The sequence below is a fragment of the Limimaricola cinnabarinus genome (assembly GCF_002723615.1).
GTDB classification, from domain to species: domain Bacteria; phylum Pseudomonadota; class Alphaproteobacteria; order Rhodobacterales; family Rhodobacteraceae; genus Limimaricola; species Limimaricola cinnabarinus_B.
This window is the reverse complement of sequence record NZ_KZ304962.1, coordinates 24,964-49,602: the sequence shown is the minus strand read 5'-3', so window position 1 is coordinate 49,602 and position 24,639 is coordinate 24,964. Positions and strand designations below refer to the sequence as shown.

Genomic DNA, 24,639 nt, shown 5'->3' with positions numbered 1-24,639 from the left:
CGAATGCCCCATGACATGGAACGCGCAAAGGCCGGACACTGGTCCGGCCTTTGTGTTCTCTTTCTCCCTTCGGGTCGAGGTGAGGGCCGGCGCTCCCCCTCAGAAGGCGGGGACGGTCTGGCGGCGGCGCTGCAACAGCACCACCACGCCCAGAAGCAGCAGGGCCGGGATGTAGAACACGTATTTCGTGATCCGCTCGCGCGGCGCCTGCACCTGCGCCAGCTCCACCGGCGTTTCGGCGTAGAAGTCGAAATCGCCCAGCTTCTCGGCCGCGGTGGTGCCGAACATCGGCTCGTCGAGCCGCATCGTCTCGCCCTCGGGGTAGAGCAGCAGCCCCGAGGCGTCGATCCGCTCGGCCACGGCACCCTCGGCCACCTGCATCACCAGCGTCGTCTCGGCCATCTCGCCGGTGTTGAAATCCGGCCCCTGGATCTTGAGCCGCAGCGTATCGCCCGGATCGGCCTCGGACACCGCCGTCTCGAACTCGGAGGGCGCGTAGGTCTGGAACGGGCTTTGCAGCTGGTTGAGCCAGAAGCCCGGCACGAAGAGCGTGAAGGCCACCAGCAGGAGCGCGGCGGATTCGTGGATCTTCGACGGCGCGAGGAAATAGCCCTGCGTCGCGGCGGCAAAGAGCAGCATCGCGAAGGTCGCCACCACGAAGATGAAGGCCGCCTGCCCCATCCCGGCCCATGTCCCGAGGTCGATGCCGTAGAGGATCAGCGCCGGGTTGTAGATGAACAGGAAGGGCAGCGCGACGGTGCGCAGGGAGTAGAAGAAGGCGGTGAAGCCGGTCTTGATCGGATCGCCGCCAGAGACGGCGGCGGCGGCAAAGCTCGCCAGACCCACGGGCGGCGTCACATCGGCCATGATGCCGAAGTAGAACACGAAGAGATGCGCCGCGATCAGCGGCACGATCAGCCCCTCCTGCGCGCCCAGATTCACCACCACCGAGGCCATCAGCGACGACACCACGATGTAGTTGGCGGTGGTCGGCAGCCCCATGCCGAGGATGAGCGAGAACAGACCCACGAAGATCAGCATCAGGATCAGGATGCCGCCCGAAAGCTGCTCGACGAGGCCGGCAAGCTCGGTGCCGATCGGGGTCTTGGTGACGGTGGCGACGATGATGCCGGCGGCCGCCGTGGCGACGCCGATGCCGATCATGTTGCGCGCACCCGCGACGAGGCCGTCGCGCAGATCGTGCAGGCCCGCGCCGAATTCATGCGCGATCCGGCTGCCCTCGCCCCGGAACAGCGCCTTGATCGGGCGCTGGGTGACGATGATCAGCAGCATCAGGCAGGTGGCGTAGAAGGCCGATTTGGCCGGGCTCTGCCGCTCCACCATCAGGAACCAGACGAGAACGAGGATCGGCAGCACGTAATGCAGGCCGGTGGCATAGACCTCGGCCACGGTGGGCAGCTTGATCTCTTCGTCGGAGGGGTCGTCGATATGCAGATCGGGCCGCTTGGCCGCGACCCAGACGAGACCGAGATAGACCGCCGCCAGCGCCAGCATCATGATCGGCGCGGTGAGCGAGGGCAGCGCGGATTCCAGCGCCTCGACGCCGTAGATCAGCGCGGTGAAGCCGATGCCCGCCACCACGAAGCCGAGCGCGAACTTCACCAGCATCCCCGCAAAGCTCTTGCTCTCGCCCAGCGCCGGCATCTCGCGCTTCAGCGCTTCGAGATGCACGATGTAGACCAGCGCGATGTAGGAGATCACCGCCGGGATGAAGGCGTGCTTGATCACCTCCAGATAGGAAATGCCGATGAACTCGACCATGAGGAAGGCGGCCGCCCCCATGACCGGCGGCATGATCTGGCCGTTGACCGACGAGGCCACCTCGACCGCGCCCGCCTGCTCGCGCGAGAAGCCCACGCGCTTCATCAGCGGGATGGTGAAGGTGCCGGTGGTCACCACGTTGGCGATGGACGAGCCCGAGATGAGACCGGTCATGGCCGATCCGACCACGGCGGCCTTGGCCGGGCCGCCGCGCAGATGCCCCAGCCCCGCGAAGGCGAGCTGGATGAAATAGTTGCCCGCGCCCGCCTTGTCCAAAAGCGAGCCGAACAGCACGAAGAGAAAGACGAAGGCGGTCGAGACGCCAAGCGGGATGCCGAAGACGCCCGCCGTGTCGAGCCACTGCGCGTTGATCAGCGAGGTGAAGGAGAGACCCTCATGCTCGATCAGGTTGGGGATCAGCCAGCCCGTGCCGAAATAGGCATAGGCGAGGAACAGCCCGCCCACGATGGTCAGCGCCGGCCCCAGCGCCCGGCGCGAGGCTTCGAGCAGCACCACGAGGCCGACCGAGCCGATGATGACCTGCGTCTGCGTCGGCAGGCCCGAGCGGGCGGTCATGGCGAGATGGTCCGAGAACCAGAAGACGTAGAAGGCGCAGAAGGCGCCGATCAGCGCGAGGCCCCAATCGACCAGCGGAATGCGCTCGCGCGGGCTCGACTTGAAGGCCGGATAGGCGAGAAAGGCGAGGAAGATCGCGAACATCAGGTGGATGGGCCGGGTCTGCGAGGAGTTGAGCACCGGCAGGTAGGCGCCGAACCACAGCTGCGGCTGGGCGATCCAGAGCTGGAACAGCGACCATGCCATCGCCGTGCCGGCGATCAGCATCGCCGTGGCGCGGTTCACAGGGGCGCGGGCGCCCGAATCCGAACTGGTGACGAGGTCCTGAAGATCGTCGTCCGAATATTGCCGGTCGTCCCGGTCCTCGCGCTGGTCGCCCATCGGACGCGTCCCCCTGTTCGATCATTTCGAAAAGCCGCCCCTTCGGGACGGCGAAGGCCGGGGCGCGATCGGGCGCGCCCCGGCAGGTCGTTCAGCCAGGCGTGGCGATCACTCGATCAGCCCGGCCTCGCGGTAGTATTTCTCGGCACCCGCATGCAGCGGCGCGGAGAGACCGTCGGCGACCATCTCTTCCTTGGTCAGCTCGGCAAAGGCCGGGTGCAGGCTCTTGAACTGGTCGAAGTTCTCGAACACCGCCTTGGTCACCTCGTAGACGACATCCTCGGGCACGGTGGCCGAGGAGACGAAGGTCGCGCCGACGCCGAAGGTCGAGGTGTCCTCGTCATTGCCGCGATACATGCCGCCCGGAATGGTGGCGGTGCGGTAATAGGGGTTTTCCTCGACGAGCTGATCCACGGCCTCGCCCGAGACATCGACCAGCACCGCGTCGCAGGCGGTGGTCGCTTCCTGGATCGAGCCCGAGGGGTGGCCGACGGTGTAGACCATGGCGTCGATGTTGTTGTCGCACAGCGCCTGGGACTGCTCGGCGGCCTGCAGCTCGGAGGTGAGCTGGAAGTCGTCCATGGTCCAGCCCATGGCCTCCATCAGCACCTCCATGGTGCCGCGCTGGCCCGAGCCGGGGTTGCCGACATTGACGCGCTTGCCCTTGAGATCCTCGAAGGTCTCGATGCCGGCATCGGCGCGGGCGACGACGGTGAAGGGCTCGGGATGGACCGAGAACACCGCGCGCAGGTCTTCGAACGCGCCCTGCTCCTCGAACTGCGAGGTGCCCTCGATCGCGTGGAACTGCCAGTCGGACTGGGCGACGCCGAACTCGAGCTCGCCCGAGCGCACGGCGTTGATGTTGTAGACCGATCCGCCGGTCGACTCGACGCCGCAGCGGATGCCGTGATCGGCGCGGCCGCGGTTCACCAGGCGGCAGATCGCGCCGCCGGTCGGGTAGTAGACGCCGGTCACGCCACCGGTGCCGATCGAGATGAACTGCTGGCCGTCCTGCGCGGCGGCTCCGCCCGCGGCGAGGGTCAGCGCGGTCGCGGCTCCGACGAGATAGGTTTTCATGGGCTCTCTCCCTTGAGGTTTCTTGATGTTCGTTGGTCGCCTTGGCGATCAGGCTCCGACTGAGCCTGCTGCACCACCGATGAAAGTCAACAGCCCGCCGCTGTCAACAGGTTACGGCGCGGGCGTTTTCTCCAACTCCGCCCGAATGTTGGCGTCGAGAGCCAATTCCGCGCTGTTGGCGATGAAGGCCAGAACCGTGTAGAACCCCACCGTCGCCATCAGGTCGAACATCCCCTCGCGGCCGACCAGCGCCTCGAGCCCGGCCTGCTGCGCGAGCGAAAGCCGCGACGTCTCCAGAAGCGCGTCCACCGCGCCCGCCAGCGTGGCGTCCTCGGGCGTCATCGCCTCGAGCGGCCCCCTGATCGAGGCGATGCGCGCCTCCTCCATGCCGAGCTTGCGCGCGCGGCTGACATGGTGGCCCCATTCGTAATCCGAGCCGTGCCGCAGCCCGGTGCGCAGGATCACCACCTCGCTGCGCTCCAGCCCCAGCGTGGTGTCGACCACCACGTGCTGGCGCAGATCCGACCACGCGCGCAAAAGCCGCGGGTGATGCGCCATGACGCGGTAGATATCGAGTTTCCCCGCAAAGCCCGGCAGCATGTCGGCGATCCCGCCGGGCCAGTCGGCGTCGGTCAGCGGTGCCAGCGCGGTCATGCGATCTCTCCCAGCGCCGCCTCGACCGCCTTCGCCAGCCGCGCGACGATGCGGTCGACATCCTCGCGCCCGACGATGAAGGGCGGCGCCAGAAGCACGTGATCGCCGCGCACCCCATCGATCGTGCCGCCCATCGGGTAGACCATCAGCCCGCGCTCCATCGCCGCCGCCTTGATCCGGGCATGCAGCTTGTGCGCGGGGTCGAAGGGGTCCTTGCTTTCGCGGTCCGCGACCAGCTCGATCGCCTGGAACAGCCCCCTGCCCCGAATGTCGCCGACATGGGCATGGCTGCCGAAAGCCTCCTCCAGCCGCGCGCGCAGATGCGCGCCCATCTCGCGCACATTGGACAGCAGGTCGTCGCGCGCGATCACCTCCTGCACCGCCAGCGCGGCAGCCGCCGCCATCGGGTGGCCCATATAGGTGTGGCCGTGCTGGAAGAAGCCCGAGCCGCCGGAAATGGCCTCATAGATCCTTTCGCTCAGCAGCACCGCGCCGACCGGCTGGTAGCCACCGCCAAGCCCCTTGGCCACGGTCATCAGGTCGGGCGCGATCCCCTCCTGCTCGCAGGCATGCAGCGTGCCGGTCCGGCCCATGCCGCACATCACCTCGTCGAGGATCAGAAGCACGCCGTGCCGGTCGCAGATCTCGCGGATGCGCTTGAAATAGTCGCCCACCGGCGGCACCGCCCCCGCCGTGGCCCCCACCACCGGCTCGGCCACGAAGGCCAGCACGTTCTCGGCCCCGAGCTCGGCGATCTTCTGCTCCAGCTCCCCCGCCGCGCGGGCGGCATAATCGGCGTCGCTCTCGGCTTCGCGCTGCTCGCGATAGGCAAAGCAGGGCGCGATGTGATGCGTCTCGATCAAAAGGGGGCGGAACTGCGCCCGGCGCCATTCATTGCCGCCCGCCGCCAGCGCGCCCAGCGTGTTGCCGTGATAGCTCTGGCGCCGCGCGATCACGTGGCGGCGGCTCTCCTCGCCGCGCTCGGTCGCGTATTGCCGCGCGAGCTTCAGCGCCGCCTCGACCGCCTCCGAGCCGCCCGAGACGAGATAGGCGTGCCCGATCCCCTCGGGCGCGTCGGCCACCAGCCGGTCGCCCAGACGCTCGGCGGCCTCGGTGGTGAAGAAGCCGGTATGGGCATAGGCGACGGTGTCGGCCTGCTTGTGCAGCGCGGCGATCACGTCCGGGTGCCCATGGCCCAGGCAGGAGACGGCGGCACCGCCGCAGGCGTCGATATAGTCGCGCCCCTCGCTGTCGGTGATGGTCAGCCCGCTCGCCGCGACGGCCCGGCGTGGCTGAAGGCGCGTGGAACGATGAAGAAGATGGGTCATGACGGCTTCCGAGGGTTTCGAATCTGGACGAGTCATGCGCCTCGTCAGCGCCTCGCGCAACCATCGAAGCCGGACACCGCCGCCTTCATGACCGAAGCCGCGCGAAGGCCGGGCGGGCCCTGGCTGAAAGCGGAAGACCGATGAGCCCCGGCCCTCCGCTTCGGGTCATCCGGCGGGCCGGGAGGCCGCGTTCTGCGCCGCATCGGACCTCGATGCCTCCGTCACCGCCAGCTCCGCCATCGCCATGATCGCCTCCCGGCTCGACGCCACGGCGATGAACCGGCCATTATGGCAGAACTTCGCCCCCGCCACGCCCGACGCGGCCTCCAGCGCCGCATCCGTCAGCCCCGCCCAGGCGGCGGGCAGGTCGGCGCGTGTGGCGAAGGTGTCGTCGCCGGTGCGGATCGTCGTCAGCGCCCAGTCCGCGCCGCGCGGATGGACGACGAAGAGCAGGTGATCGGCCCCCGCCGCCTCGATTCCGGCGCGGAACGGCATGCCCATGGGCAGCTCGAGGACGCGCCCCTCGCCCGCCGCCTCGATCGCCGCCAGCACCATCGCCTCGGCGCGGTATTTCGCCGCCGAGCGGCGGATGCGGGCCTCGACGAAGGCGCGCGCGACCGGAACGGCGGCGGCAAAGGCGCGGTCGTCGGCCCCCTCTTCGCGGTCGTCGAAGGCGGGTTTCAGGCTTTCCAGCAGCGCCGGCAGCGTCAGCCCCGAATACAGCGGCCCCGCGGCGGAGGCATCCACCGCGCCGTTGTCGAGCAGGTCGACCGGCAGCACGAAGCCGCGATCGAAGGAGGCGTGGATCTTCTCGACATCCTGCTCGGGCACATCCAGCGCGCGCAGGTAATCGCGCCCGTATTGCGCCCAGATCAGCCCGAAGGAGCTGTAGGGCTGGCCATCCTCGCGCAGGGGGTTGGGCTTCTGGTGATGATCGAAGATCCGCGCCTCGGCGTCATACTGCCCGCCCACATCATAGATGATCCGCCCCTCTGCGGGTGTGATCCAGGCCTTGTCGCGGCTGCGCACCAGCTCGGCTTCGGGAAACAGCCGGGTCAGGATGACCGAGGAGAGAAGTTCGTCGGCGTGAAAGCCGCCCGAATGGGTGACGAGATGGGTGATGGTCATGGCTGATCCCTGAAACGAAACGAGCGGCCCTCGGGCCGCCCTTGGTAGAAGTCTATGTCGTCCGAGTTGGTTGGACACTCGATGCTGCGTCGTCCGGCCCCTTCGCCGGATCTCGACCGCCAAACCGCCTCAACTTGAGTCGGATTGACAAAATCAGTGCGTCCAGGCCCCGCGGCGCGAGTTCGAGAAGTTCTCGGCATAGCCGCCGGGGCGGATGTTGTGCTTGCGCACATGCGGCTCCTGCACGATCGCGTCGAGCCCGTGCTTCTCGGCATAGGCCACCGCCGCCTCGCGGCTGTCGAAATACATCCGCACCTGGCTTTGCGTGTCGGTCGAGCTGGTCCAGCCCATCAGCGGGTCGATCTCGCGCTTGGAGGCGGGCGCGTATTCGAGGATCCAGGCCTCGGTCTTGGCGGTGCCCGACTGGGTGGCGGTCCGGGCGGGTCTGTAGATCCGTGCGCGCATCATTGGTCCCTTCTGATCTGATCGGCGTTATCGGCAAAACCGCACTGCCATGCAAGGCGGCAAAGACGCCGCACCCCTCTTGTACAGGAACGAAAAGAGGCCAGATTGGTTCGGCCTCGAGGAGTCCGCCCATGCACAACAATTCGCCCGAACAGATGCCGATGCTGCACGCCCCCGCGCCCGACGTGAAGGCGCGCGAAAAGCTCGAGGGCGGCAAGCGCTTCCGCATGCAGACCGAGTTCAGCGCCGCGGGCGACCAGCCCACCGCCATCGTCGAGCTGGCGGGCGGCATCACCTCGGGCGAGCGCGACCAGGTCCTCCTGGGCGCGACCGGCACCGGCAAGACCTTCACCATGGCCAGGATCATCGAGGAGACGCAGCGCCCGGCGATCATCCTCGCCCCCAACAAGACCCTCGCCGCCCAGCTCTACGGCGAGTTCAAGGGCTTTTTCCCGGACAACGCGGTCGAGTATTTCGTCAGCTATTACGACTACTACCAGCCCGAGGCCTATGTGCCGCGCTCGGACACCTTCATCGAGAAGGAAAGCCAGATCAACGAGCAGATCGACCGGATGCGCCACTCGGCCACCCGCGCGCTCCTCGAGCGCGACGATGTGATCATCGTGGCCTCGGTGTCGTGCATCTACGGCATCGGCTCCGTCGAGACCTACGGCGCGATGACGGTCGACCTGCACAAGGGCAACACGTACGAGCAGCGCGCCGTGATGGCCGATCTCGTGGCCCAGCAATACAAGCGCAACGACGCGGCCTTCGGGCGCGGCTCCTTCCGGGTGCGCGGCGACAGCCTCGAGGTCTGGCCCGCCCACCTCGAGGATCGCGCCTGGCGGCTCTCCTTCTTCGGCGACGAGCTCGAAAGCATCACCGAGTTCGATCCGCTGACCGGCTCCAAGACCGACGAGTTCGACCGCATCCGCATCTATGCCAACAGCCACTACGTCACGCCGCGCCCGACCATGGCGCAGGCGATCAAGGGCATCAAGGCGGAGCTGAAGCAGCGGCTCGACCAGCTTCAGGGCGAGGGCAAGCTGCTGGAGGCGCAGCGGCTCGAACAGCGCACGCATTTCGACCTCGAAATGCTGGAGGCCACCGGCGTGTGCAACGGCATCGAGAACTATTCGCGCTATCTCACGGGCCGCGCCCCGGGCGAGCCGCCGCCGACCCTGTTCGAATTCATCCCCGACAACGCCATCGTCTTCGCCGATGAGAGCCACGTCTCGGTCCCGCAGATCGGCGGCATGTACAAGGGCGACTTCCGGCGCAAGATGACGCTGGCCGAGCATGGCTTCCGCCTGCCCTCCTGCATGGACAACCGCCCCCTCAAATTCGAGGAATGGGACGCGATGCGCCCGCAATCGATCTTCGTCTCCGCCACGCCCGCGGCGTGGGAGCTTGATCAGGCGGGCGGCGTCTTCACCGAGCAGGTGATCCGCCCCACCGGGCTGCTGGATCCGCAGATCGAGATCCGCCCCGTGAAGACCCAGGTGGACGATCTTCTCGACGAGATCCGCCGGGTGACGGCCAAGGGCTACCGGACGCTGTGCACCACGCTGACCAAGCGCATGGCCGAGGACCTGACCGAATACCTGCATGAGCAGGGCATCAAGGTGCGCTACATGCATTCCGACATCGACACGATCGAGCGGATCGAGATCCTGCGCGACCTGCGGCTCGGGGCCTTCGACGTGCTGATCGGCATCAACCTCCTGCGCGAGGGGCTCGACATCCCCGAATGCGGGCTGGTGGCGATCCTCGACGCCGACAAGGAGGGTTTCCTGCGCTCCGAGACCTCGCTGGTGCAGACCATCGGCCGCGCCGCGCGCAACGCCGAAGGCCGGGTCATCATGTATGCCGACCGGATCACCGGCTCCATGGAGCGCGCCATGGCCGAGACCGAGCGGCGGCGCGAGAAGCAGATCGCCTACAACACCGAGCACGGCATCACGCCCGAGACGGTGAAGAAGAACGTCGAGGACATCCTCGCCGGTCTCTACAAGGGCGATGTCGACATGAACCGCGTCACCGCCAAGGTCGACAAGCCATTGGCGGGTGCCAACCTGCAGGCCGTTCTCGACGGGCTCAAGACCGACATGCGCAAGGCCGCCGAGAACCTCGAATTCGAGGAGGCGGCAAGGCTGCGCGACGAGGTGAAGCGGCTGGAGGCGGTGGACCTGATGGTCTCGGACGACCCCATGGCGCGCCAGCAGGCGGTGGAGCGCGCCTCGGAGGCCGCGACCAAGGCCTCGGGCCGCTCCACCGCCGGCAAGCCCGGCCAGCGCGGCGGCAATGTCGACCGCCGCAAGAACCGCAAGCCGCGCTAGGCGCGGCCTGCCCTCACTTCGCGATCGCGCGCACCAGCGCCAGGACCAGCGCCGCGCCGATCAGCGCCACCACGACGACGAGCAGAAGCCCGCCCGCCGCCAGAACGGTCACGCCCAGCGCCGCAAGGACGAAGGGCGTGGCCATCGCCGCGAGCGCGCCGACCACCATGTAGAGCGCCCGCCTGCGCCCGCCCGAAAGCGCGCTTGCCAGCCAGCCCACGGCCAGGCCCACCAGCGCCAGAATGACGAGAACGGCGATGCCGATCCCCTGCAGCAGTTCTTCCATCACGTTTCCCCTTCGTGTTGCCTGCAAGCCTAGCGCGCGGGCGCGCGCGGGAAAGGTGCCGCGGCTGTCCGCCGCGCTAGATCGAGCCCCGCGCCAGCAGCAAAGAGCCTCGCCATGACAGAGCCGATCACCGCCGCGCTGATCCTCGGTGCCGCCGTCTGGGAGACCGGCCCCTCCCCCACCCTGCGCCGCCGCGCCATGCACGGGGCCGCGCTGTGGCATGCGGGCGAGGTGACCTATCTGGTGCCCTGCGGCGGGCTGGGGCGGCATCCGCCGAGCGAGGGCGAGGCGATGCGGGATCTCCTGATCGAAGCGGGCGTGCCGGAGCACGCGATCCACCCCGAAACCGCCTCGCGCGACACGCTCGACAATATCCGCCTCGCCCTGCCGATACTCGACCGGCTCGGCACGCGTCGCGTCATCCTTGTCAGCGACGCCGCGCATCTGCCGCGCGCGCGGCTCGTGGCGCGCCGCTTCGGCCTCGATGCGCGCGGCCATGCGCCGCCGCAGGGCGCGCGGCTCGTCCCGCAGCTCAAGCTCGCGCTGCGCGAAATCCCCGCCTATGGCGCCTATCTGTGGCGGTTGCGGCACCATTAACGCCCCCCTTAACCGCTCTTGCCCAGCCTCGAAGACGGGGCATTCGGGCGAGCGGAGGGCGGATGCGACGCAGGCTCATGCTGACACTGTGTTTCGCCCTCTGGGCGGGGATGGCCCATGCCGGGGCCTGGCCGCGCGAGGAAGGCACGAGCTTCCTGTCGCTCGGGGGCAACGTGGCGCTGTTCGACGGCGCGACCCGGCCGGTGCATTACGACCCGACGCTCTATCTCGAACACGGCATCACGCCGCGGCTGACCTTCGGGATCGACGGCTACGCCGCCGATGCGGGCACGGCCGGAAGCCTTTTCGCCTGGATACGCCTGCCCTGGCGGCCCGAGCTTGAGGGCGATGTCTGGGCGGTCTCGACCGGGCTGGGGGTGACGCTGCTCCCGGATGGCGACCACGAGGCGACCGGCCGGCTCGGCCTGCATTGGGGCCGCGGGCTCGGGAATGGCTGGCTCGCGCTCGATGCGCAGGGCCAGCTCGGCGTCACCCGGCTGTCGCACCAGGCCAAGATCGAGGGCACATGGGGCCGCGAGCTTGCGCCGCGCTGGACCGGCCTGATCCAGGCCCAGGCGGGCTACGGGCTTTCGGGCGACATCTATGCCAAGACCGGCGGCTCGCTCGTCTGGCAGGCAAGCGAAACGCTCGATTTGCGGCTCGGCCTGACCCGCGCGCTGACCGGCGACCGCGGCGGCGGGCTCACCCTGGAAAGCTGGTGGCGCTTCTAGGCCGGATCGGCAAGGCGCGCGCCCCGCGCCCGGCACTGCGGGAGAAGGATGTCGAAAAACTCGGGCGCGGCGCTTGACACTTCCCGGCAGACAGGCCAGATACGCGCGCAGTGGGGTCGTAGCTCAGTTGGGAGAGCGCGTCGTTCGCAATGACGAGGTCAGGGGTTCGATCCCCCTCGACTCCACCAATTCCACACCATCCGATCTTGCGCTCCGGCGCGAAACGCGGCCGCTTCGCGGCCCGCGCCCGGTGGTCCGGCATTCGGGCATCATCCCGGCCCGCAGCGGCAAGGGCGCGCCTCCCTGCCCCGCAGCACTCGGGACCGGCATGTCAGACGGGCAGATCGTCGGTCTGCGGCGGTTGGGCCGCTTCGATGCCCTGCGCGGCCCGCTTGGCGAAATCGACAGCCGGCGCGTCCGAGTCCGCTTGCCGCCGGGAGGGGTCGGCCGCCTCATGGCGGGCCGGAGCGAGGCCGTAAAAGCCGCGGAGCATCGAAAGCTGCATCTCGAAGCCCGCCTGCCACAGCGAAAGCCCGCTGCGCCAGGCCTGCAGGGAAAACGCATAGGGAGAGGTCATGATCGCTGTCCTTGATCGGGCCTTGATCGGGCCTTGATGGGGCCTTGATGGGGGAATGGCCTCGCCCAACCGCCCAACCGCCCAACCGCCCGGCGGCCCCGGGCGTTCCGGGCGGTTGGGCCACCGGCGCGGCCTCGGCGCAAAGCCGCCGGTTTTCGCCCTATGGCTTGAGGAAATTGGGACCGCGCCGCGCAAGGCGGCGATTGTTGCGCCCGGTCTGCCGCTGCAGCGGCGTCATCGCCGCAAGCGCGATCTGGTCGGGCCGCTGGCCCGACATCATCGCCCGGCTGCCCGCCATCATCGCCTCGGCAAAGGCCGGGGCCTTCTCGTCGACCATGAGCCGGTTTTCCGAGCCGGTGACGGCCCAAAGACCGGCCATGCCCATCATCCGGTAGGCCATGACCGCCTGCGTCTCCGCCATCAGGGTCCAGAAGGTCACGGAAGTTCGTACCAGTTCGGCGGGGGTCGCGATCGTGTTCATCATCGTCTCCATGGGACAGCCCGATCCGCAGGGGGCCACATCCCAGACGCGCCAGCCCCCTGCCCGGTTCCCCCCGAAGGCTATCCCGGCTGATCCATCCGCACCCGGCAGCGCATCCGCCCGGCGACCGGCCTGCTCCACAGCACGCGAAACTTCCGCCCGCCGGCCCCGTGCTCGGGGTCGATCCAAGGGCTTTCATGGACGGTCCCGCCCGAGGCGTCCTCCAGCCGCCCCTCGGGCAGCGCCGCCTCCACCACCCGCGCCCGCCCCCCGAAGGGCAGAAGCGGCGCGCTGTTGATCACCCAGACCCGCGTCGCCGCGGCCTCCCGGTGGCTCAGGCTCGCCGGGTTGCGCGCGGGTTCGTTGATGCCGTGAAAGGCGTTGCTCTCGAAGGTGATGTCGCGCATCCGCCCGTAATCGAGATCGGCAAAGCTGGTATCGACCCGCTCGACCCGGTCGATATTGCCGTTGAAGGTGCGAAACACGTTGCCGGTGACGTGCAGCCCGTGGATGTAATGCCCCGGCCCGCGCGGCTTGATCACGATCCAGTTGAACCAGCGCGCGGCATCGGTGCAGATGAAGATGTTGCCCGTCACCGTCAGCCCGCCGAAGCTGAACTGCGTGCCGCGCGCGGGGCTTTCATCGTGCTCGTTGCTCCATTCGATGAAGTTGTTGTCGATGTAGTTGCCGACGATCAGCGAGGCCGGGTTGGGCCGGGTCAGGATGATGCCGCCCTTGCGCACGCCGTCGGAGGAGGAATCGCCGTGGAACCAGTGATTGTTCGAGATCAGGTTGCCGGTGCCCGCCAGCACGCAGAAATGCTCGAACAGCACGATCCGGCAATCGCGGATCTTCACGTCATTGGCGTTGGCGTTGAAGCACAGCGTCTTTCTCTGCTCGACCGGCAGCCCCTGCTCGTTCGACAAGAACTGGCAGCGGTCGATCATCATCCCCTGGCAACCGCCGCCATGCGAGGTGAGCCCGCGGTCGCGCGGCTTGGTCACGAAGCAGTCGCGCAAATGAAAGGTGAGCCCGGCGGGCGGTAGGATGAGGCCCGAGGCGACGCCGTTGCACTGGAACTCGATGTCGTCGAAGACGAACTGGCTGAGATCCCTGAAGCCCGAAAAGTCGATCAGGTAGCGAAACCGGGTGAAGGTGAAGATCTGCACCCCCTCGGCGTCGTAAAGCGGCTGGCTCAGCACCACCCGGTCATTGGCGGCATCGACCGATTTGACATAGACCTCGCGTCCCACCCCGTTGCCGGTCACGAGGCTTCCGGGCGCGATCGAGCCCGCCTTGGCCACGTTGTCGAGCCGGTAGGGATTGGCCGCGGCGTAGCTCGCGCGCGATGTCACGGTGGCCGGGGTCCAGGCCGCGCCGTCGATCGGCTGGAACTGGCCGTTGCGCACCACCCGGCGGGTGGCGAAGGTCTCGCGGTCGGGCACGGCGGCGGCCATGTCGAAGGGCTTGGTGAGGCCGATCCGCCGCCCTTCGAGATCGAGCGATTCGTGGTCCGAGAAGCTCAGCAGCGCCTGGAACGCCTTGGTGAAGGCCAGCTCCTCGTTGCCCAGCGCGTCGAGATAGGCGCCGAAGCGGAAATCGCGCTGCAGGATCAGCTTGGTCGCGCCCACCGGCTCGACCGTGCCGACAAAGCGCACATGGCTGCGGAAGGTGACATCGGACGCGATGCGGTAGCGCCCCTCGGGCACCAGCACCGTCCGGCCCGCCGCCGCCGCGTCGGCGGCGGCGAAGGCTGTGGCCTCGTTGCCGGTGCCATCGCCGCGCGCGCCGTAATCGCGCACATCGACCACCCCCGCCAGATCGGCGGCAAAAAGATGGGTCACATCCTCGATCTCGATGTCGTCGATCCGCACCACCCCGCCCGAGGCCCCGGTCAGGTCCAGCCCGAGATGGCCGTAATCCGCCTGCGGCCAGATCAGATCCACCCCCTCCTGCAGCCCCGGCCCGATGATGGCCGAAACCTCGACCACCTCGCCGTAGGCGGCAAGCTCGGTCACCGGGCCCGCCTCGTCCACCCCGCCCAGATGCGCGCCGCTCTCGCGCCCGGCCCAGCCCGCGATGCGCAGCCCCGGCAGCGGCCCCGACAGCGCCTTTGCCCGCGCGGTGACGCGGATATAGAGCCCCGGCCGCACCGGCGTCTCGCCCATGTAGCGCAGCTTTTGCACCGAATTGGTCTTCAGGATCTCCAGCGCGCCGCCGAAATCCTGATCGGCGGGCACGAAGACCCCCGCTCCCGACTGCGCATAGGTGTCCGAGCCCGGCGTGCCGTCGCCGCTCGACCAGACCTCCAGCCCGGCGGCGAAGGGTGTCGGCTTGAGTGCTTCGGTGATCGGCATGGCGTGGCCCCTGTCGCTGTGGGGCGGGTCGGGGGCACCAAGGCCCCCCTGCCCCGCGCCGCACCGGCCCGCCCGGTCCTGTCCGGGCCGCGGCACCGGACGACCGACAGCTATAGCGCCGAGGCGTGAAGCCCCCGCCACCGAAGCGCGCGCCGCAGGCCCGCGCCGCGCAACGGCTCAGACGCCGACATCCGGCCCCGCCACGAGCGAGACGCCGTCGATGCGCCAGCCCTGCGGCGTCTCGATCATCCTGTAATCGAGAAGATGCGGCACGCCGCGCGCATCGCGCAGCAGCACCCGCTGCCACCAGACATCGCCCTCTTCGCGCAAGGCCAGATAGCGCGCGCCGGCATTGTCCCAGACCATCGGGTAGCCCTGTTCGACCATGGCGCCGAAATTCCCGGCGCTGCCGAAGATGCGCCGGATGGTCCGGCTGGCATGCTCATAGGCCCCGTCGAGATCGCGCGCGGTGAAATCGGCGAGCTGGTCGTCGATCACCGCCGCGATGGCCGCGCCTTCGCTCTCCTGCGCCGCCGCCGTGCCCGAAAGCGCGGCCGACAGCAGAAGGGCCGTGATTGCGTTGCGCATGGATGCTCCTCCCCGCTGCGTGTGGAGAAGCTACGACCGCATGCGCCGATCGGTTTCACCCCTATCGACACCCCTGCGGTCTCCATGGCCGAACCGCCGGGAAAGACGGGTCTTTCCCGGCATCACGTCAGCGCGAGCCGTGGGCGCGAAGCGGCCTCAGCCCGCCAGCTCGCCCGCTAGCGCCCGGTCGATCAGCGCAATCGTGTTCTCGACGCCGTAAAGCGCGACGAAGCCGCCGAAACGCGGGCCTTCGGAAGCCCCCAGAAGCACCTCGTAGAGCGCCTTGAACCAGGCGCGCATCGGCTCGAACTGCCGCTCGCGGCCCACCGCGAAGACCTCCGATTGCAGCCCGTCGGCATCGGCGCCGCCCTCCCACGCCGCGAGCCGCGCGCGCAGATCCTCGAGTGCGGCGCGCTCCTCATCCGTGGGCGCGCGGTAGGTCTTGGTCGGCTTCACCCGATCCTCGTAGTAGCGGATGGCAAAGCCCGCCGCGTCGTCGAGGCCGGGATGCGTCTCGGGCGCGGCCTCGGGCGCGTAGCGGCGGATGAAGCCCCACAGCGTACCCTTGTCCTCGGCACCCGACACGCTCACGAGATTGAGCAGCATCTGGAACGGCACGACCATGTCGGAGGCGGGCACCTCGCCCTGGTGGATGTGATGCACCGGGTTGGCGAGCTGCGCCTTGAGGTCCTGACCGGGATAGGCGCGCAGCTGCTGGTGATACTCGTCCACCATCTTGGGGATGACGTCGAAATGCATCCGCTTGGCGGTCTTGGGCTTGAGATACATGAAGTAGCTCAGGGAATCCGTCGAAGCATAGCTCAGCCACTCATCCATGGTCAGGCCGTTGCCCTTGGACTTGGAGATCTTCTGGCCCTGATCGTCGAGGAACAGCTCATAGGTGAAGTGATGCGGCGCGCGGCCGCCCAGCACCTTGCAGATGCCGTCATAGATCGGCGTGTTGGTCGAGTGGTCCTTGCCATACATCTCGAAATCGACGCCGAGCGCGGCCCAGCGCGCGCCGAAATCGGGCTTCCATTGCAGCTTCACATTGCCCCCGGTGACGGGCAGCGTCCATTCGCGCCCCTCCTCGTCGTCGAAGGTGACAGTGTGCTCCTTGGCATCGACATGCTTCATCGGCACATAGAGCACGCGGCCGGTCTCGGGGTGGATCGGCAGGAAACACGAATAGGTCTCGCGCCGCTCGTCGCGCAAGCTCTTGAGCATGATGGCCATGATGTCGTCATAGCGCTCGGTCGCCAGCCGCAGCGTGTCGTCGAACTTGCCCGAGCGATAGAACTCGGTCGCGGAGACGAACTCGTAATCGAAGCCGAAGGTGTCGAGGAAGCGGCGCAGCATGGCGTTGTTGTGCCCGCCGAAGCTGTCATGCGTGCCGAAGGGGTCGGGCACGGATGTGAGCGGCCTTTGCAGGTTCTCGCGCATCATTTCCTGCTCAGGCACGTTCTCGGGCACCTTGCGCATGCCGTCGAGATCGTCCGAGAAGCAGACGAGGCGCGTGGGGATGTCCGAGATCGCCTCGAAGGCGCGGCGGATCATCGTGGTGCGCAGCACCTCGCCGAAGGTGCCGATATGCGGCAGGCCCGACGGGCCGTAGCCGGTTTCGAACAGCACGTGGCCCTTTTCGGGGTCCTTGCCGCCCAGACGTTTGAGCAGCGCGCGCGCCTCTTCGAAGGGCCAGGCCTTGCTCTGCATCGCCGCGTCGCGCATCTCGGACATCGTGTCACCTCTTGGGAATGATCCGGCTCTCCTATTGCCGGGGGGGCACGGCGTCAATAAATTGGCCTCGAATACAAGGAGCCAAGACCCATGAGCGACACCCCTCCCCTGACCGCGCAGGATGCGCTGGTGGCGCTGATGATCGCCGTCTCGGCCTCGGACGAGACGATCCGCACCTCGGAGCTGGTCAAGATCACCAACATGGTCAATCACCTGCCGGTCTTCTCCGACTATGGCGACGACCTGTCGGGCATCTCCAGCACCGTGTTCGACCTGCTGGAGCAGGAGGACGGGCTCGACGCGCTGTTCGGCCTCATCCGCGAGACCCTGCCCGAGCGGCTGTTCGAGACGGCCTATGCGCTGGCCTGCGACGTCGCCGCCGCCGATGGCAACGTCACCGAGGGCGAGGGGCGGATGCTCGAGGAGATCCGCTACGAGCTTTCGATCGACCGGCTGCATGCCGCCGCGATCGAGCGCGGCGCGCGGGCGCGGCACATGACGCTGTAGCAACGGACCCGATCGGTCCGGGCGGGCGTTCCTTCGGCATAGCCAAGAAAGGGCCATGCCATGCGCATCTTCGGACTGATCGTCTTCCTGCTCGATCTCTACGCCATCTGGAACGTCATCACCTCCTCGGCCTCGACGGGCAAGAAGGTGATCTGGACGCTGGCCATCCTGATCCTGCCGGTGCTCGGCCTGATCGTGTGGTTCTTCATGGGGCCGCGCGGGCGCGGGGCCAAGGTCTGAGCGGGCGCTGGGCCGGGGCCTGACGCCTCAGCCCTGGTTCGCTTCCGGCGCGGAATAGGCGATGCCCCAGCGCTGCAACAGCCTTTGCTGCAGCCACTTGGCGCGGCCATTGTAGCCGCGCGCGCCCTCGGGGCGCTCCTCCTCGTCGTCCTGCGCGTCGATCCGGCGCTCCACGTCGCCCGAGAAGATCGCAAAGGCGATGTCGCGCCCGCCGATGGTGCGCTCGTATCCCGCCAGCGCGCTGACGAAGTTGAGCGTGCCGGTCTTGGCCACCACGACACCGGGCGGGCGCGCCAGCCCCTCGCCGCGCGGGCCGTAGAGACGGATGGATTTCAACAGCGGGCGCAGCGTCTCGCGCGCCAGCGGCGTGGCGAGGATCTTGCCCATCTGCATGGCGCTGATCCGGCTCGCCCCGCCCAGCCCCGAATGATCGACGAGGTCGGGCGTCACGCCGAACCGCGCCTCGACCCATTCGGACATGGCCCGGCCCGAGCCGGGCAGGTCGGTCACGCCCGCGCCGCGCGCGACCGAGGCGGCAAGGCCGATCTGCTCGGCGATGAGGTTGGTCGAATAAAGCAGCATGTCGCGGACGAGCTTGGTGAGATCGGCGCTGCGGTGGCGCACCAGCACCGTGCCGCGCGGGGCCGCGCCCGCCTCGGTCACCGGCCCGAGCGCGATCCCCTGCGCCTCGGCCAGCTCGGCAAAGACCTGCCCCGCATAAAGCGCGGGCCGCCGCACCGGCAGCCAGCGCGAGCCGCTGTCGCCCAGATAGCGCCGTCCCACCGTCCAGACGTCGATGCCGTCCTGCTGCGCATAGGTATAGACCGGCGTGCCGCGATCCACCGCCTCGATCGTCGCCACCGCCACCTCGGGCCGCGCATCGGCGCCGCGCGCATCGAGCGACAGCGCATAATCGCCCTCTTCGCGGGCCCATGAGAAATAGATGCGGTTGTAGTTGAGGTTGAGCCCCGAGACGGCCGGGTTGTAGGCCAGATGCGGCAGCTGCACCGGGTCGATCTGGCTTTGCTGCGGCACGGCCCCGCCCCAGACCGCGAAATCGCCCGAGACGCCGCGCACGCCCAGCGCCTTGAGCTCGATCGCCATCTCGGCCAGCGCATCGGTGTCGAGCGTCGGATCGCCCGTCCCCTCCAGCACGATGTCGCCCTGCACGATGCCGTTCTCGATCGGGCCGGTGGCGACGAGGCGGGTCTCGAAGCGGTGGTCCCCGCCCAGCGCCTCGAGCGCGTAGAGCGCGGTGATCGCCTTGGCGACGCTGGCGGGCGGCAGCCGGGTATAGGCGTCGTGCTGGTCGAGGATCTCGCCCGAGCGGGCGTCGAGCGCCACGAAGCCGGTGCGCCCGCCCAGCCGCGCTTCCTCGACGAAGCGGGCGGTCGAATCGCGCAGGCGCGGGCGCAGCCCGGAGGGCCGCGCATCGAGCGCCACCGGCCCACCGGGCCGGGCCTCGGGGCGCAGCGAGGTGAGCGGCTGCGCCATCGCGGCCGAGGCGGTCAGGGAAAGGCCGCCCATGAGCAGCCCGCGTCGGGTCAAACTTGCTTTCATGGGGCATAAATAGAGCGCGTCCGCCCGCCGGGGCAACGCCCCGCGCCTCACGCTTTCACAAGTTTTCGCATGCAGGGCGACCAGTTGCCCGCCGCGCGGATCGCGGTGGAGGAGGCCGACGACATCGGCAGGTTCACGAAGCACCAGGCCGGGGCCGGCGCGCGGGCCAGCAGGGGCGCCGCGCGCATCGGCAGCCGCGCGCCGCGATAGATGCGCGCCGCGCGCGACAGCCGCGCGCCCAGCCGGTCGCCGGGCCGGGCAAAGACCCCCATCGGCACGGTCTGCACGATATGGTGCCAGTCCCGCCATTCATGCAGCTGCACGAGGTTGTCGGCCCCCATCAGCCAGACGAAATCCACGCCCACATAGCGCGCCCTGAGCCGGTCGAGGGTCTGGGCGGTGTGGCGCGTGCCGAGCAGGGTCTCGATCGGGGTGACGCAGATCTTCGGGTGCCGCGCCACGGTCTCGGCCTGCGCGATGCGCTGCGCCATCGGCGCGGGGCGGCGTTCCTTCAGCGGATTGCCGGGGCTGACCATCCACCAGACCCGGTCGAGCCGGAACCGGCGGATCGCCTCGCGCGTGATCGCCAGATGCCCCTCATGCGCCGGATCGAAGGAGCCGCCCAAAAGCCCCACCGCCTGCCCGGCCCGCGCGCTCGGCCAGCCCATGCTCATGCCGGGCCTCGGAAGTGGGCGAAAGCGAAAGCGGGCGCGCGGCCCCCTGCGGGCATGGCGCCGCGCCGGTGGTTGCAGATCTCGATCATCGTCGCGCTCCCTTCAGGCAAGCGGCGGGACACCGCCGACGGGGGCAAAACGCGCCGCCGATCCGGGTTGGCGCCTCCGAATGCGAATTGATTTTCTGTCCGATTCGGGTTAACTGGACAAGGCGACGTTACCTCTATCGACCACTGTCTCCTTTACGGCCTCAGTCCCTCGATCAGCACTGACAGAGCCGAATACCGCTGCAATACCGCGAGCGGACACTTGTTAAGGAAGACAGCACGATGGCTACCGGCACCGTGAAATGGTTCAACACCACCAAAGGCTTCGGCTTCATCGCTCCCGACGGCGGCAGCAAGGACGTCTTCGTCCACATCTCCGCGGTTGAGCGTTCGGGCCTGACCGGCCTCGCCGACAACCAGAAGATCAGCTTCGACATCGAAGCCGGCCGTGACGGCCGCGAGTCGGCCGTGAACCTCAAGCCGCTCTGAGCCGCGGGGGCGCAAGCCGCCCCTTCGCCACGAGATAGAACGGGCGCGGGCCTTGCGAGGCCCGCGCCCGTTTCCGTTCCGGCCCCCCGCCGCTTTCGCCTGCCGCGATGCCGCAAGCGCCTAGCGCGCCTCGGCCCGCGCCTCCTCGCCCGAGGCCCGCTTGGCCAGATCGAGCACATGCGGCCCCAGCTCGGCGGCGATCAGCGCCACGCCTCGGGCGTTGGGGTGCAGACCGTCGGACTGCAGGTAATCGCGCCGCGCCGTCTCCACGTCCCGCCCCTCCTGCAAAGCGGCGAAGATGTCCGGGTAGAGCGGCACGTCATGCGCCTCGGCCAGATCGGCATAGGCGGCGTCGAACGCCTCCGCGTAGTCGGGGCCGTAATTCGGCCCGGCCTTCAGCCCCACCAGCAGCGTCTCGATGCCCGCCGCCTCGGCCTTGCCGAGGATGCCGTCGATGTTCTCGCGCATCGTCTCGGGGTCGAGCCCACGCAGGAAGTCGTTGCCGCCCAGCGCCACGATCATCGCGTCGACCTCGGGCGTCAGCGTCCAGTCGGTGCGCGACAACCCGCCCGCCGAGGTGTCGCCCGACACGCCCGCATTGATCAACCGAACCTCCGCGCCCTGCGCATCGAGCCAGCCTTGCAGCTGCGGCACCAGCCCCTCGCCCTGCGGCAGGCCGTAGCCCGCGGTCAGGCTGTCGCCCAGCGCCGCGATGACGACCTCGTCGGCCAGCGCGGGCCCGGCGGCGAGCGGCGCTGCGACGATCAGCAGCGGCGCGAGCAGCTTGCGCATCGCGAGCGGCGTGCCATATCGCTCGGGGCGCGCACGAAGGAAGGCCCCCCGCATGACCGATCCGGTTCTCTCCCTCCACGACGCCGAGCTGACGCTCTCGGGCAATGCCGGGCCGGTGGAGATCCTGCACGGGATCACGCTCGACGTGACGCCGGGCGAGACATTGGGGCTCATCGGTCCGAGTGGCTCTGGCAAATCGTCTCTCCTCATGCTCATGGGCGGGCTGGAGCGCGCCACCGGCGGCACGGTCATGGCGCTGGGCCATGATCTCACCGCGCTGGGCGAAGACGCGCTCGCGCGGTTCCGCCGTGACAATATGGGGGTGGTGTTCCAGTCCTTCCACCTGATCCCGACCATGACGGCGCTGGAAAACGTCGCAATTCCTCTTGAGCTTGCGGGCGCGCGCGACGCGCATGAGCGCGCCGAGGCGCAGCTCGCCGCCGTGGGGCTCGGTCACCGCGCGGGGCATTACCCCGGCCAGCTCTCGGGCGGAGAGCAGCAGCGCGTGGCGCTGGCCCGCGCCACCGCGCCGCACCCCAAGATCCTTCTGGCCGACGAGCCCACCGGCAATCTCGACGCCGCCAATGGCGCGGCGATCATGGAGCTGCTGTTCGATCTGCGCGACCGGCATGGCGCGACGCTGGTGATGGTGACCCATGCGCCCGAGCTGGCCGAGCGCTGCGACCGGGTGGTGCGGCTGACCGACGGGCGGGTCTCGGCATGAGCCTCGCGCTGTCGGCCCGCTTTGCCCGGCGCGAGCTGCGCGGCGGGCTGCGCGGCTTTCGGATCTTTCTCGCCTGCCTCGCGCTCGGCGTCGCCGCCATCGCCGCCGTCGGCATGGTCCGCTCCGCGATCCAGTCGGGGCTGGAGCGCGAAAGCGCCGCGATCCTCGGCGGCGATGCCGAGATCGAGCTGACCTATCGTTACGCCAGCGACGAAGAGCTGGCCTGGATGCAGAGCGTCGCCGACACGGTTTCGGAGGCGGTGGATTTCCGCTCCATGGCGGTGATCGAGCGCGGCGGGGAGAGCGAGCGCGCGCTGACGCAGGTGCGCGCGGTGGACGGGGCCTATCCGCTGGTGGGCGCGGTCCGGCTGGAGCCCGAGATGCCGCTTGATCGGGCCTTCGCGGGCGCGGAGGGCCTGCCCGGCATCGTCATGGAGCGGGCGCTGACCGACCGGATGGCGCTCAGCCCCGGCGACAGGGTGCGGCTCGGCACGCAGGATTTCGTGCTCTCCGCCATTCTCGCGCGCTATCCCGACAGCGCGGCGGGCGGCTTCGACTTCGGTCCGCGCAGCCTCGTTCTGCGCGCGGATCTCGCCGCCTCGGGGCTTCTGTCCGAGGGCACGCTGTTTTCGACCATGTACCGCATGGACCTGCCCGAGACGGCGGATCTGCAGGCGCTGGAGGACGAGGCGGAGGCGCGGTTCGAGGGCAGCGGGCTGCGCTGGCGCGACGCGCGCCGCGGCGCGGGCGGCACCGAGCGTTTCATCGACCGGCTGGGCTCGTTTCTGGTGCTGATCGGCCTGTCGGGCCTCGCGGTGGGCGGCGTCGGCATCTCGGCGGCGGTGCGCGCCTATCTTTCGGGCAAGACCGCGACCATCGCCACGCTCAGGACGCTGGGGGCGACGCGGGCGACGATCTTTCTCACCTATTTTCTACAGATCGGCGCGCTGACGCTCCTGGGCCTCGTCATCGGCCTGGCGCTGGGCGCGCTGCTGCCGCTGGCGCTTGCGCCGCTGATCACGGCGCGGCTGCCGATCCCGGCGGAGTTCGGCCTCTACCCCCGCCCGCTGATCGAGGCGGCGCTCTACGGCGCGCTGGTGGCGGGGATATTCACGCTCTGGCCGCTGGCGCGGACCGAGAACGTGCGCGCCGCCACGCTGTTTCGCGACGCGATGGACGCGGGCCGCGCCCTGCCCCGGCGACGCTACATGGGCGCGATCCTCGGGCTGCTGGCGGTGCTTCTGGGCGCGGCGGTGCTGTTTTCGGGCACGTGGCGGCTGACGCTTTCGACCGCGGGCGGCATCGCGGGGGCCTTGCTGCTCCTGACCCTCGCCGCCTTGGGTGTGCAGGCGCTGTCGCGCCGCGCCGGGCGCGGATTGCGCGGGCGGCCCGGCCTCAGGCTGGCGCTGGGCGCGATCGGCAAGCGCGGCGGCGAGACGGGCTCGGTGGTGCTTTCGCTCGGGCTCGGCCTGTCGGTGCTGGCCGCGGTGGGCCAGATCGACGGCAATCTGCGCCGCGCGATCGAGAGCGACCTGCCAGAGGTCGCGCCCGCCTATTTCTTCGTCGACATCCAGCCCGACCAGATCGAGGGCTTCCGCGCGCGGCTCGACGGCGATGCGCAGGTTTCCCGCGTCGACAGCGCGCCGATGCTGCGCGGCATCCTCTCCGAGATCAACGGGCGGCCCGCGCGCGAGGTGGCCGATCACTGGGTGCTGCATGGCGACCGGGGCCTGACTTATTCCGCGAGCCCGCCCGAGGGCGAGGAGATCGTCGCGGGCGAATGGTGGGAGGCCGGCTATGACGGCCCCCCGCTGGTGAGCTTTGCCGAGGAGGAGGCGCTGGAGATCGGGCTCGGGGTCGGTGACGAGATCACCGTCAACGTGCTGGGCCGCGACGTGACCGCCACCATCGCCAATCTGCGCCGCGTCGATTTCGGCTCCGCCGCCATCGCCTTCGTGATGTCGATGAATCCTTCGGCCCTCGCCGGTGCGCCGCATAGCTGGATCGCCACGGTCTATGCCGAGGAAGAGGCGGAGGCCGCGATCCTGCGCGATCTGGCCGATGCCTATCCCAACATCACCGCGATCCGGGTGCGCGACGCCATCGCGCAGGTGACGCGGGTGGTCGACGGCATCGCCGCGGCCACGCGCTACGGCGCGGCGGCGACGCTGCTCACCGGCTTTCTGGTGCTGATCGGGGCCGCGGCGGCGGGCGAGCGATCGCGCACCTACGAGGCGGCGGTGCTCAAGACGCTGGGCGCCTCGCGCGCCCGCATCCTCGCGAGCTTCGCGCTGCGCGCGGCGCTTCTGGGTGCGGCGGCAGGCCTCGTGGCGCTGGGCGCAGGCGTGCTTGGCGGCTGGGCCGTGTCGCGCTTCGTCATGGAGACGGAGTTCGCGGTGATCTGGCCCTCGGCCATCGGCATCGTCGCGGGCGGCGCGACGGCGAGCCTCTTGGCGGGCCTCGCCTTCGCGTGGCGGCCCCTGAAGGTGCGGCCCGCGCAGGTGCTGCGCGCGCAGGACTGA

23 protein-coding genes and 1 tRNA gene are annotated in these 24,639 nt (G+C 69.1%); 9 read left to right on the top strand and 15 right to left on the bottom strand.

Annotation, left to right across the window (positions count from 1 at the left end; translation table 11 throughout):
- Positions 1-99: 99 nt before the first annotated feature.
- The 6 genes from CJ301_RS12110 to CJ301_RS12085 form a co-directional block, all read right to left on the bottom strand.
- Positions 100-2,739, bottom strand: a complete 2,640-nt coding sequence (locus tag CJ301_RS12110; RefSeq protein ID WP_099277649.1) for a TRAP transporter permease — start codon at positions 2,737-2,739, stop codon at positions 100-102.
- Positions 2,740-2,847: 108 nt separating this feature from the next.
- Positions 2,848-3,816 (bottom strand): TAXI family TRAP transporter solute-binding subunit, encoded by a 969-nt coding sequence (locus CJ301_RS12105; protein ID WP_099277647.1) that lies wholly within the window; start codon positions 3,814-3,816, stop codon positions 2,848-2,850.
- Positions 3,817-3,927: 111 nt separating this feature from the next.
- A complete protein-coding gene (locus tag CJ301_RS12100; RefSeq protein ID WP_099277645.1) occupies positions 3,928-4,470 on the bottom strand; it encodes a carboxymuconolactone decarboxylase family protein in 543 nt (180 codons plus the stop codon).
- Positions 4,467-5,798, bottom strand: a complete 1,332-nt coding sequence (locus CJ301_RS12095) for an aspartate aminotransferase family protein (RefSeq protein ID WP_099277643.1) — start codon at positions 5,796-5,798, stop codon at positions 4,467-4,469. Before CJ301_RS12095 ends, CJ301_RS12100 begins: the two co-directional genes overlap by 4 nt.
- Before the next feature lie 165 nt (positions 5,799-5,963).
- On the bottom strand, positions 5,964-6,926 hold the full coding sequence (locus CJ301_RS12090; protein ID WP_099277641.1) for an MYG1 family protein: 963 nt from the start codon (positions 6,924-6,926) through the stop codon (positions 5,964-5,966).
- Positions 6,927-7,079: 153 nt separating this feature from the next.
- A complete protein-coding gene (locus tag CJ301_RS12085; protein ID WP_099277721.1) occupies positions 7,080-7,391 on the bottom strand; it encodes an ETC complex I subunit in 312 nt (103 codons plus the stop codon).
- Between the two features lie 131 nt (positions 7,392-7,522).
- Here CJ301_RS12085 and uvrB point away from each other — a divergent pair, with 131 nt between their 5' ends.
- The gene (gene uvrB, locus CJ301_RS12080; protein WP_099277639.1) at positions 7,523-9,730 is read left to right on the top strand and encodes an excinuclease ABC subunit UvrB; all 2,208 of its coding nucleotides are present in this window, start codon (positions 7,523-7,525) and stop codon (positions 9,728-9,730) included.
- Between the two features lie 13 nt (positions 9,731-9,743).
- Here the strand turns inward: uvrB and CJ301_RS12075 are convergent, their stop codons facing one another.
- Entirely contained in the window at positions 9,744-10,016 is a 273-nt protein-coding gene (locus CJ301_RS12075) for a GlsB/YeaQ/YmgE family stress response membrane protein (RefSeq protein ID WP_099277637.1), read from the bottom strand.
- Between the two features lie 114 nt (positions 10,017-10,130).
- On the opposite strand from CJ301_RS12075, the gene CJ301_RS12070 reads away from it, so the two are divergent.
- From CJ301_RS12070 to CJ301_RS12060, 3 genes are all read left to right on the top strand, one after another.
- Positions 10,131-10,613: a YdcF family protein gene (locus CJ301_RS12070; protein ID WP_099277635.1), complete on the top strand. Its 483-nt coding sequence runs from the start codon at positions 10,131-10,133 to the stop codon at positions 10,611-10,613.
- A gap of 62 nt (positions 10,614-10,675) precedes the next feature.
- Positions 10,676-11,344 carry a hypothetical protein gene (locus tag CJ301_RS12065; RefSeq protein WP_162620513.1) on the top strand — a complete coding sequence of 223 codons (669 nt, stop codon included), beginning with the start codon at positions 10,676-10,678 and terminating at the stop codon, positions 11,342-11,344.
- A gap of 112 nt (positions 11,345-11,456) precedes the next feature.
- Positions 11,457-11,532 (top strand) — tRNA-Ala (locus CJ301_RS12060).
- Positions 11,533-11,675: 143 nt separating this feature from the next.
- On the opposite strand, the gene CJ301_RS12055 is transcribed toward CJ301_RS12060, so the two are convergent.
- From CJ301_RS12055 to CJ301_RS12035, 5 genes are all read right to left on the bottom strand, one after another.
- The gene (locus tag CJ301_RS12055) at positions 11,676-11,921 is read right to left on the bottom strand and encodes a hypothetical protein (protein ID WP_099277631.1); all 246 of its coding nucleotides are present in this window, start codon (positions 11,919-11,921) and stop codon (positions 11,676-11,678) included.
- A 160-nt stretch (positions 11,922-12,081) separates the two neighbouring features.
- Positions 12,082-12,402, bottom strand: coding sequence for an antifreeze protein (locus tag CJ301_RS12050; protein ID WP_162620512.1), 321 nt, complete (start codon positions 12,400-12,402; stop codon positions 12,082-12,084).
- Between the two features lie 80 nt (positions 12,403-12,482).
- Entirely contained in the window at positions 12,483-14,759 is a 2,277-nt protein-coding gene (locus CJ301_RS12045; protein WP_099277627.1) for a glycosyl hydrolase family 28-related protein, read from the bottom strand.
- Between the two features lie 177 nt (positions 14,760-14,936).
- Positions 14,937-15,347: a DUF4864 domain-containing protein gene (locus CJ301_RS12040; RefSeq protein ID WP_099277625.1), complete on the bottom strand. Its 411-nt coding sequence runs from the start codon at positions 15,345-15,347 to the stop codon at positions 14,937-14,939.
- 156 nt (positions 15,348-15,503) lie between these two features.
- On the bottom strand, positions 15,504-17,084 hold the full coding sequence (locus tag CJ301_RS12035; RefSeq protein ID WP_099277623.1) for a lysine--tRNA ligase: 1,581 nt from the start codon (positions 17,082-17,084) through the stop codon (positions 15,504-15,506).
- A 90-nt stretch (positions 17,085-17,174) separates the two neighbouring features.
- On the opposite strand from CJ301_RS12035, the gene CJ301_RS12030 reads away from it, so the two are divergent.
- Entirely contained in the window at positions 17,175-17,591 is a 417-nt protein-coding gene (locus CJ301_RS12030) for a tellurite resistance TerB family protein (RefSeq protein WP_099277621.1), read from the top strand.
- Between the two features lie 60 nt (positions 17,592-17,651).
- On the top strand, positions 17,652-17,831 hold the full coding sequence (locus CJ301_RS12025; protein ID WP_099277619.1) for a PLD nuclease N-terminal domain-containing protein: 180 nt from the start codon (positions 17,652-17,654) through the stop codon (positions 17,829-17,831).
- Positions 17,832-17,858: 27 nt separating this feature from the next.
- On the opposite strand, the gene dacB is transcribed toward CJ301_RS12025, so the two are convergent.
- Both dacB and CJ301_RS12015 read right to left on the bottom strand, forming a co-directional pair.
- Positions 17,859-19,379 (bottom strand): D-alanyl-D-alanine carboxypeptidase/D-alanyl-D-alanine endopeptidase, encoded by a 1,521-nt coding sequence (gene dacB / locus CJ301_RS12020; protein ID WP_254050145.1) that lies wholly within the window; start codon positions 19,377-19,379, stop codon positions 17,859-17,861.
- Between the two features lie 59 nt (positions 19,380-19,438).
- Positions 19,439-20,065, bottom strand: a complete 627-nt coding sequence (locus CJ301_RS12015; RefSeq protein ID WP_099277616.1) for a nicotinate-nucleotide adenylyltransferase — start codon at positions 20,063-20,065, stop codon at positions 19,439-19,441.
- Positions 20,066-20,394: 329 nt separating this feature from the next.
- Between CJ301_RS12015 and CJ301_RS12010 the strand changes: the two genes are divergently transcribed.
- Positions 20,395-20,601, top strand: a complete 207-nt coding sequence (locus tag CJ301_RS12010; protein ID WP_099277615.1) for a cold-shock protein — start codon at positions 20,395-20,397, stop codon at positions 20,599-20,601.
- Positions 20,602-20,721: 120 nt separating this feature from the next.
- On the opposite strand, the gene CJ301_RS12005 is transcribed toward CJ301_RS12010, so the two are convergent.
- On the bottom strand, positions 20,722-21,393 hold the full coding sequence (locus tag CJ301_RS12005; RefSeq protein WP_254050144.1) for an arylesterase: 672 nt from the start codon (positions 21,391-21,393) through the stop codon (positions 20,722-20,724).
- Positions 21,394-21,445: 52 nt separating this feature from the next.
- Between CJ301_RS12005 and CJ301_RS12000 the strand changes: the two genes are divergently transcribed.
- Both CJ301_RS12000 and CJ301_RS11995 read left to right on the top strand, forming a co-directional pair.
- Positions 21,446-22,117, top strand: coding sequence for an ABC transporter ATP-binding protein (locus CJ301_RS12000; RefSeq protein WP_099277613.1), 672 nt, complete (start codon positions 21,446-21,448; stop codon positions 22,115-22,117).
- Positions 22,114-24,639 (top strand): ABC transporter permease, encoded by a 2,526-nt coding sequence (locus CJ301_RS11995; RefSeq protein WP_099277612.1) that lies wholly within the window; start codon positions 22,114-22,116, stop codon positions 24,637-24,639. The genes CJ301_RS12000 and CJ301_RS11995 overlap by 4 nt, the downstream gene beginning before the upstream one ends.

Excerpts from the sequence above, each read along its gene's own strand:
- CJ301_RS12110 (WP_099277649.1), bottom strand. The coding sequence starts at position 2,739 with ATGGGCGACCAGCGCGAGGACCGGGACGACCGGCAATATTCGGACGAC.
- CJ301_RS12105 (WP_099277647.1), bottom strand. The coding sequence starts at position 3,816 with ATGAAAACCTATCTCGTCGGAGCCGCGACCGCGCTGACCCTCGCCGCG.
- CJ301_RS12100 (WP_099277645.1), bottom strand. The coding sequence starts at position 4,470 with ATGACCGCGCTGGCACCGCTGACCGACGCCGACTGGCCCGGCGGGATC.
- CJ301_RS12095 (WP_099277643.1), bottom strand. The coding sequence starts at position 5,798 with ATGACCCATCTTCTTCATCGTTCCACGCGCCTTCAGCCACGCCGGGCC.
- CJ301_RS12090 (WP_099277641.1), bottom strand. The coding sequence starts at position 6,926 with ATGACCATCACCCATCTCGTCACCCATTCGGGCGGCTTTCACGCCGAC.
- CJ301_RS12085 (WP_099277721.1), bottom strand. The coding sequence starts at position 7,391 with ATGCGCGCACGGATCTACAGACCCGCCCGGACCGCCACCCAGTCGGGC.
- uvrB (WP_099277639.1), top strand. The coding sequence starts at position 7,523 with ATGCACAACAATTCGCCCGAACAGATGCCGATGCTGCACGCCCCCGCG.
- CJ301_RS12075 (WP_099277637.1), bottom strand. The coding sequence starts at position 10,016 with ATGGAAGAACTGCTGCAGGGGATCGGCATCGCCGTTCTCGTCATTCTG.
- CJ301_RS12070 (WP_099277635.1), top strand. The coding sequence starts at position 10,131 with ATGACAGAGCCGATCACCGCCGCGCTGATCCTCGGTGCCGCCGTCTGG.
- CJ301_RS12065 (WP_162620513.1), top strand. The coding sequence starts at position 10,676 with ATGCGACGCAGGCTCATGCTGACACTGTGTTTCGCCCTCTGGGCGGGG.
- CJ301_RS12055 (WP_099277631.1), bottom strand. The coding sequence starts at position 11,921 with ATGACCTCTCCCTATGCGTTTTCCCTGCAGGCCTGGCGCAGCGGGCTT.
- CJ301_RS12050 (WP_162620512.1), bottom strand. The coding sequence starts at position 12,402 with ATGAACACGATCGCGACCCCCGCCGAACTGGTACGAACTTCCGTGACC.
- CJ301_RS12045 (WP_099277627.1), bottom strand. The coding sequence starts at position 14,759 with ATGCCGATCACCGAAGCACTCAAGCCGACACCCTTCGCCGCCGGGCTG.
- CJ301_RS12040 (WP_099277625.1), bottom strand. The coding sequence starts at position 15,347 with ATGCGCAACGCAATCACGGCCCTTCTGCTGTCGGCCGCGCTTTCGGGC.
- CJ301_RS12035 (WP_099277623.1), bottom strand. The coding sequence starts at position 17,084 with ATGTCCGAGATGCGCGACGCGGCGATGCAGAGCAAGGCCTGGCCCTTC.
- CJ301_RS12030 (WP_099277621.1), top strand. The coding sequence starts at position 17,175 with ATGAGCGACACCCCTCCCCTGACCGCGCAGGATGCGCTGGTGGCGCTG.
- CJ301_RS12025 (WP_099277619.1), top strand. The coding sequence starts at position 17,652 with ATGCGCATCTTCGGACTGATCGTCTTCCTGCTCGATCTCTACGCCATC.
- CJ301_RS12015 (WP_099277616.1), bottom strand. The coding sequence starts at position 20,065 with ATGAGCATGGGCTGGCCGAGCGCGCGGGCCGGGCAGGCGGTGGGGCTT.
- CJ301_RS12010 (WP_099277615.1), top strand. The coding sequence starts at position 20,395 with ATGGCTACCGGCACCGTGAAATGGTTCAACACCACCAAAGGCTTCGGC.
- CJ301_RS12005 (WP_254050144.1), bottom strand. The coding sequence starts at position 21,393 with ATGCGCAAGCTGCTCGCGCCGCTGCTGATCGTCGCAGCGCCGCTCGCC.
- CJ301_RS12000 (WP_099277613.1), top strand. The coding sequence starts at position 21,446 with ATGACCGATCCGGTTCTCTCCCTCCACGACGCCGAGCTGACGCTCTCG.
- CJ301_RS11995 (WP_099277612.1), top strand. The coding sequence starts at position 22,114 with ATGAGCCTCGCGCTGTCGGCCCGCTTTGCCCGGCGCGAGCTGCGCGGC.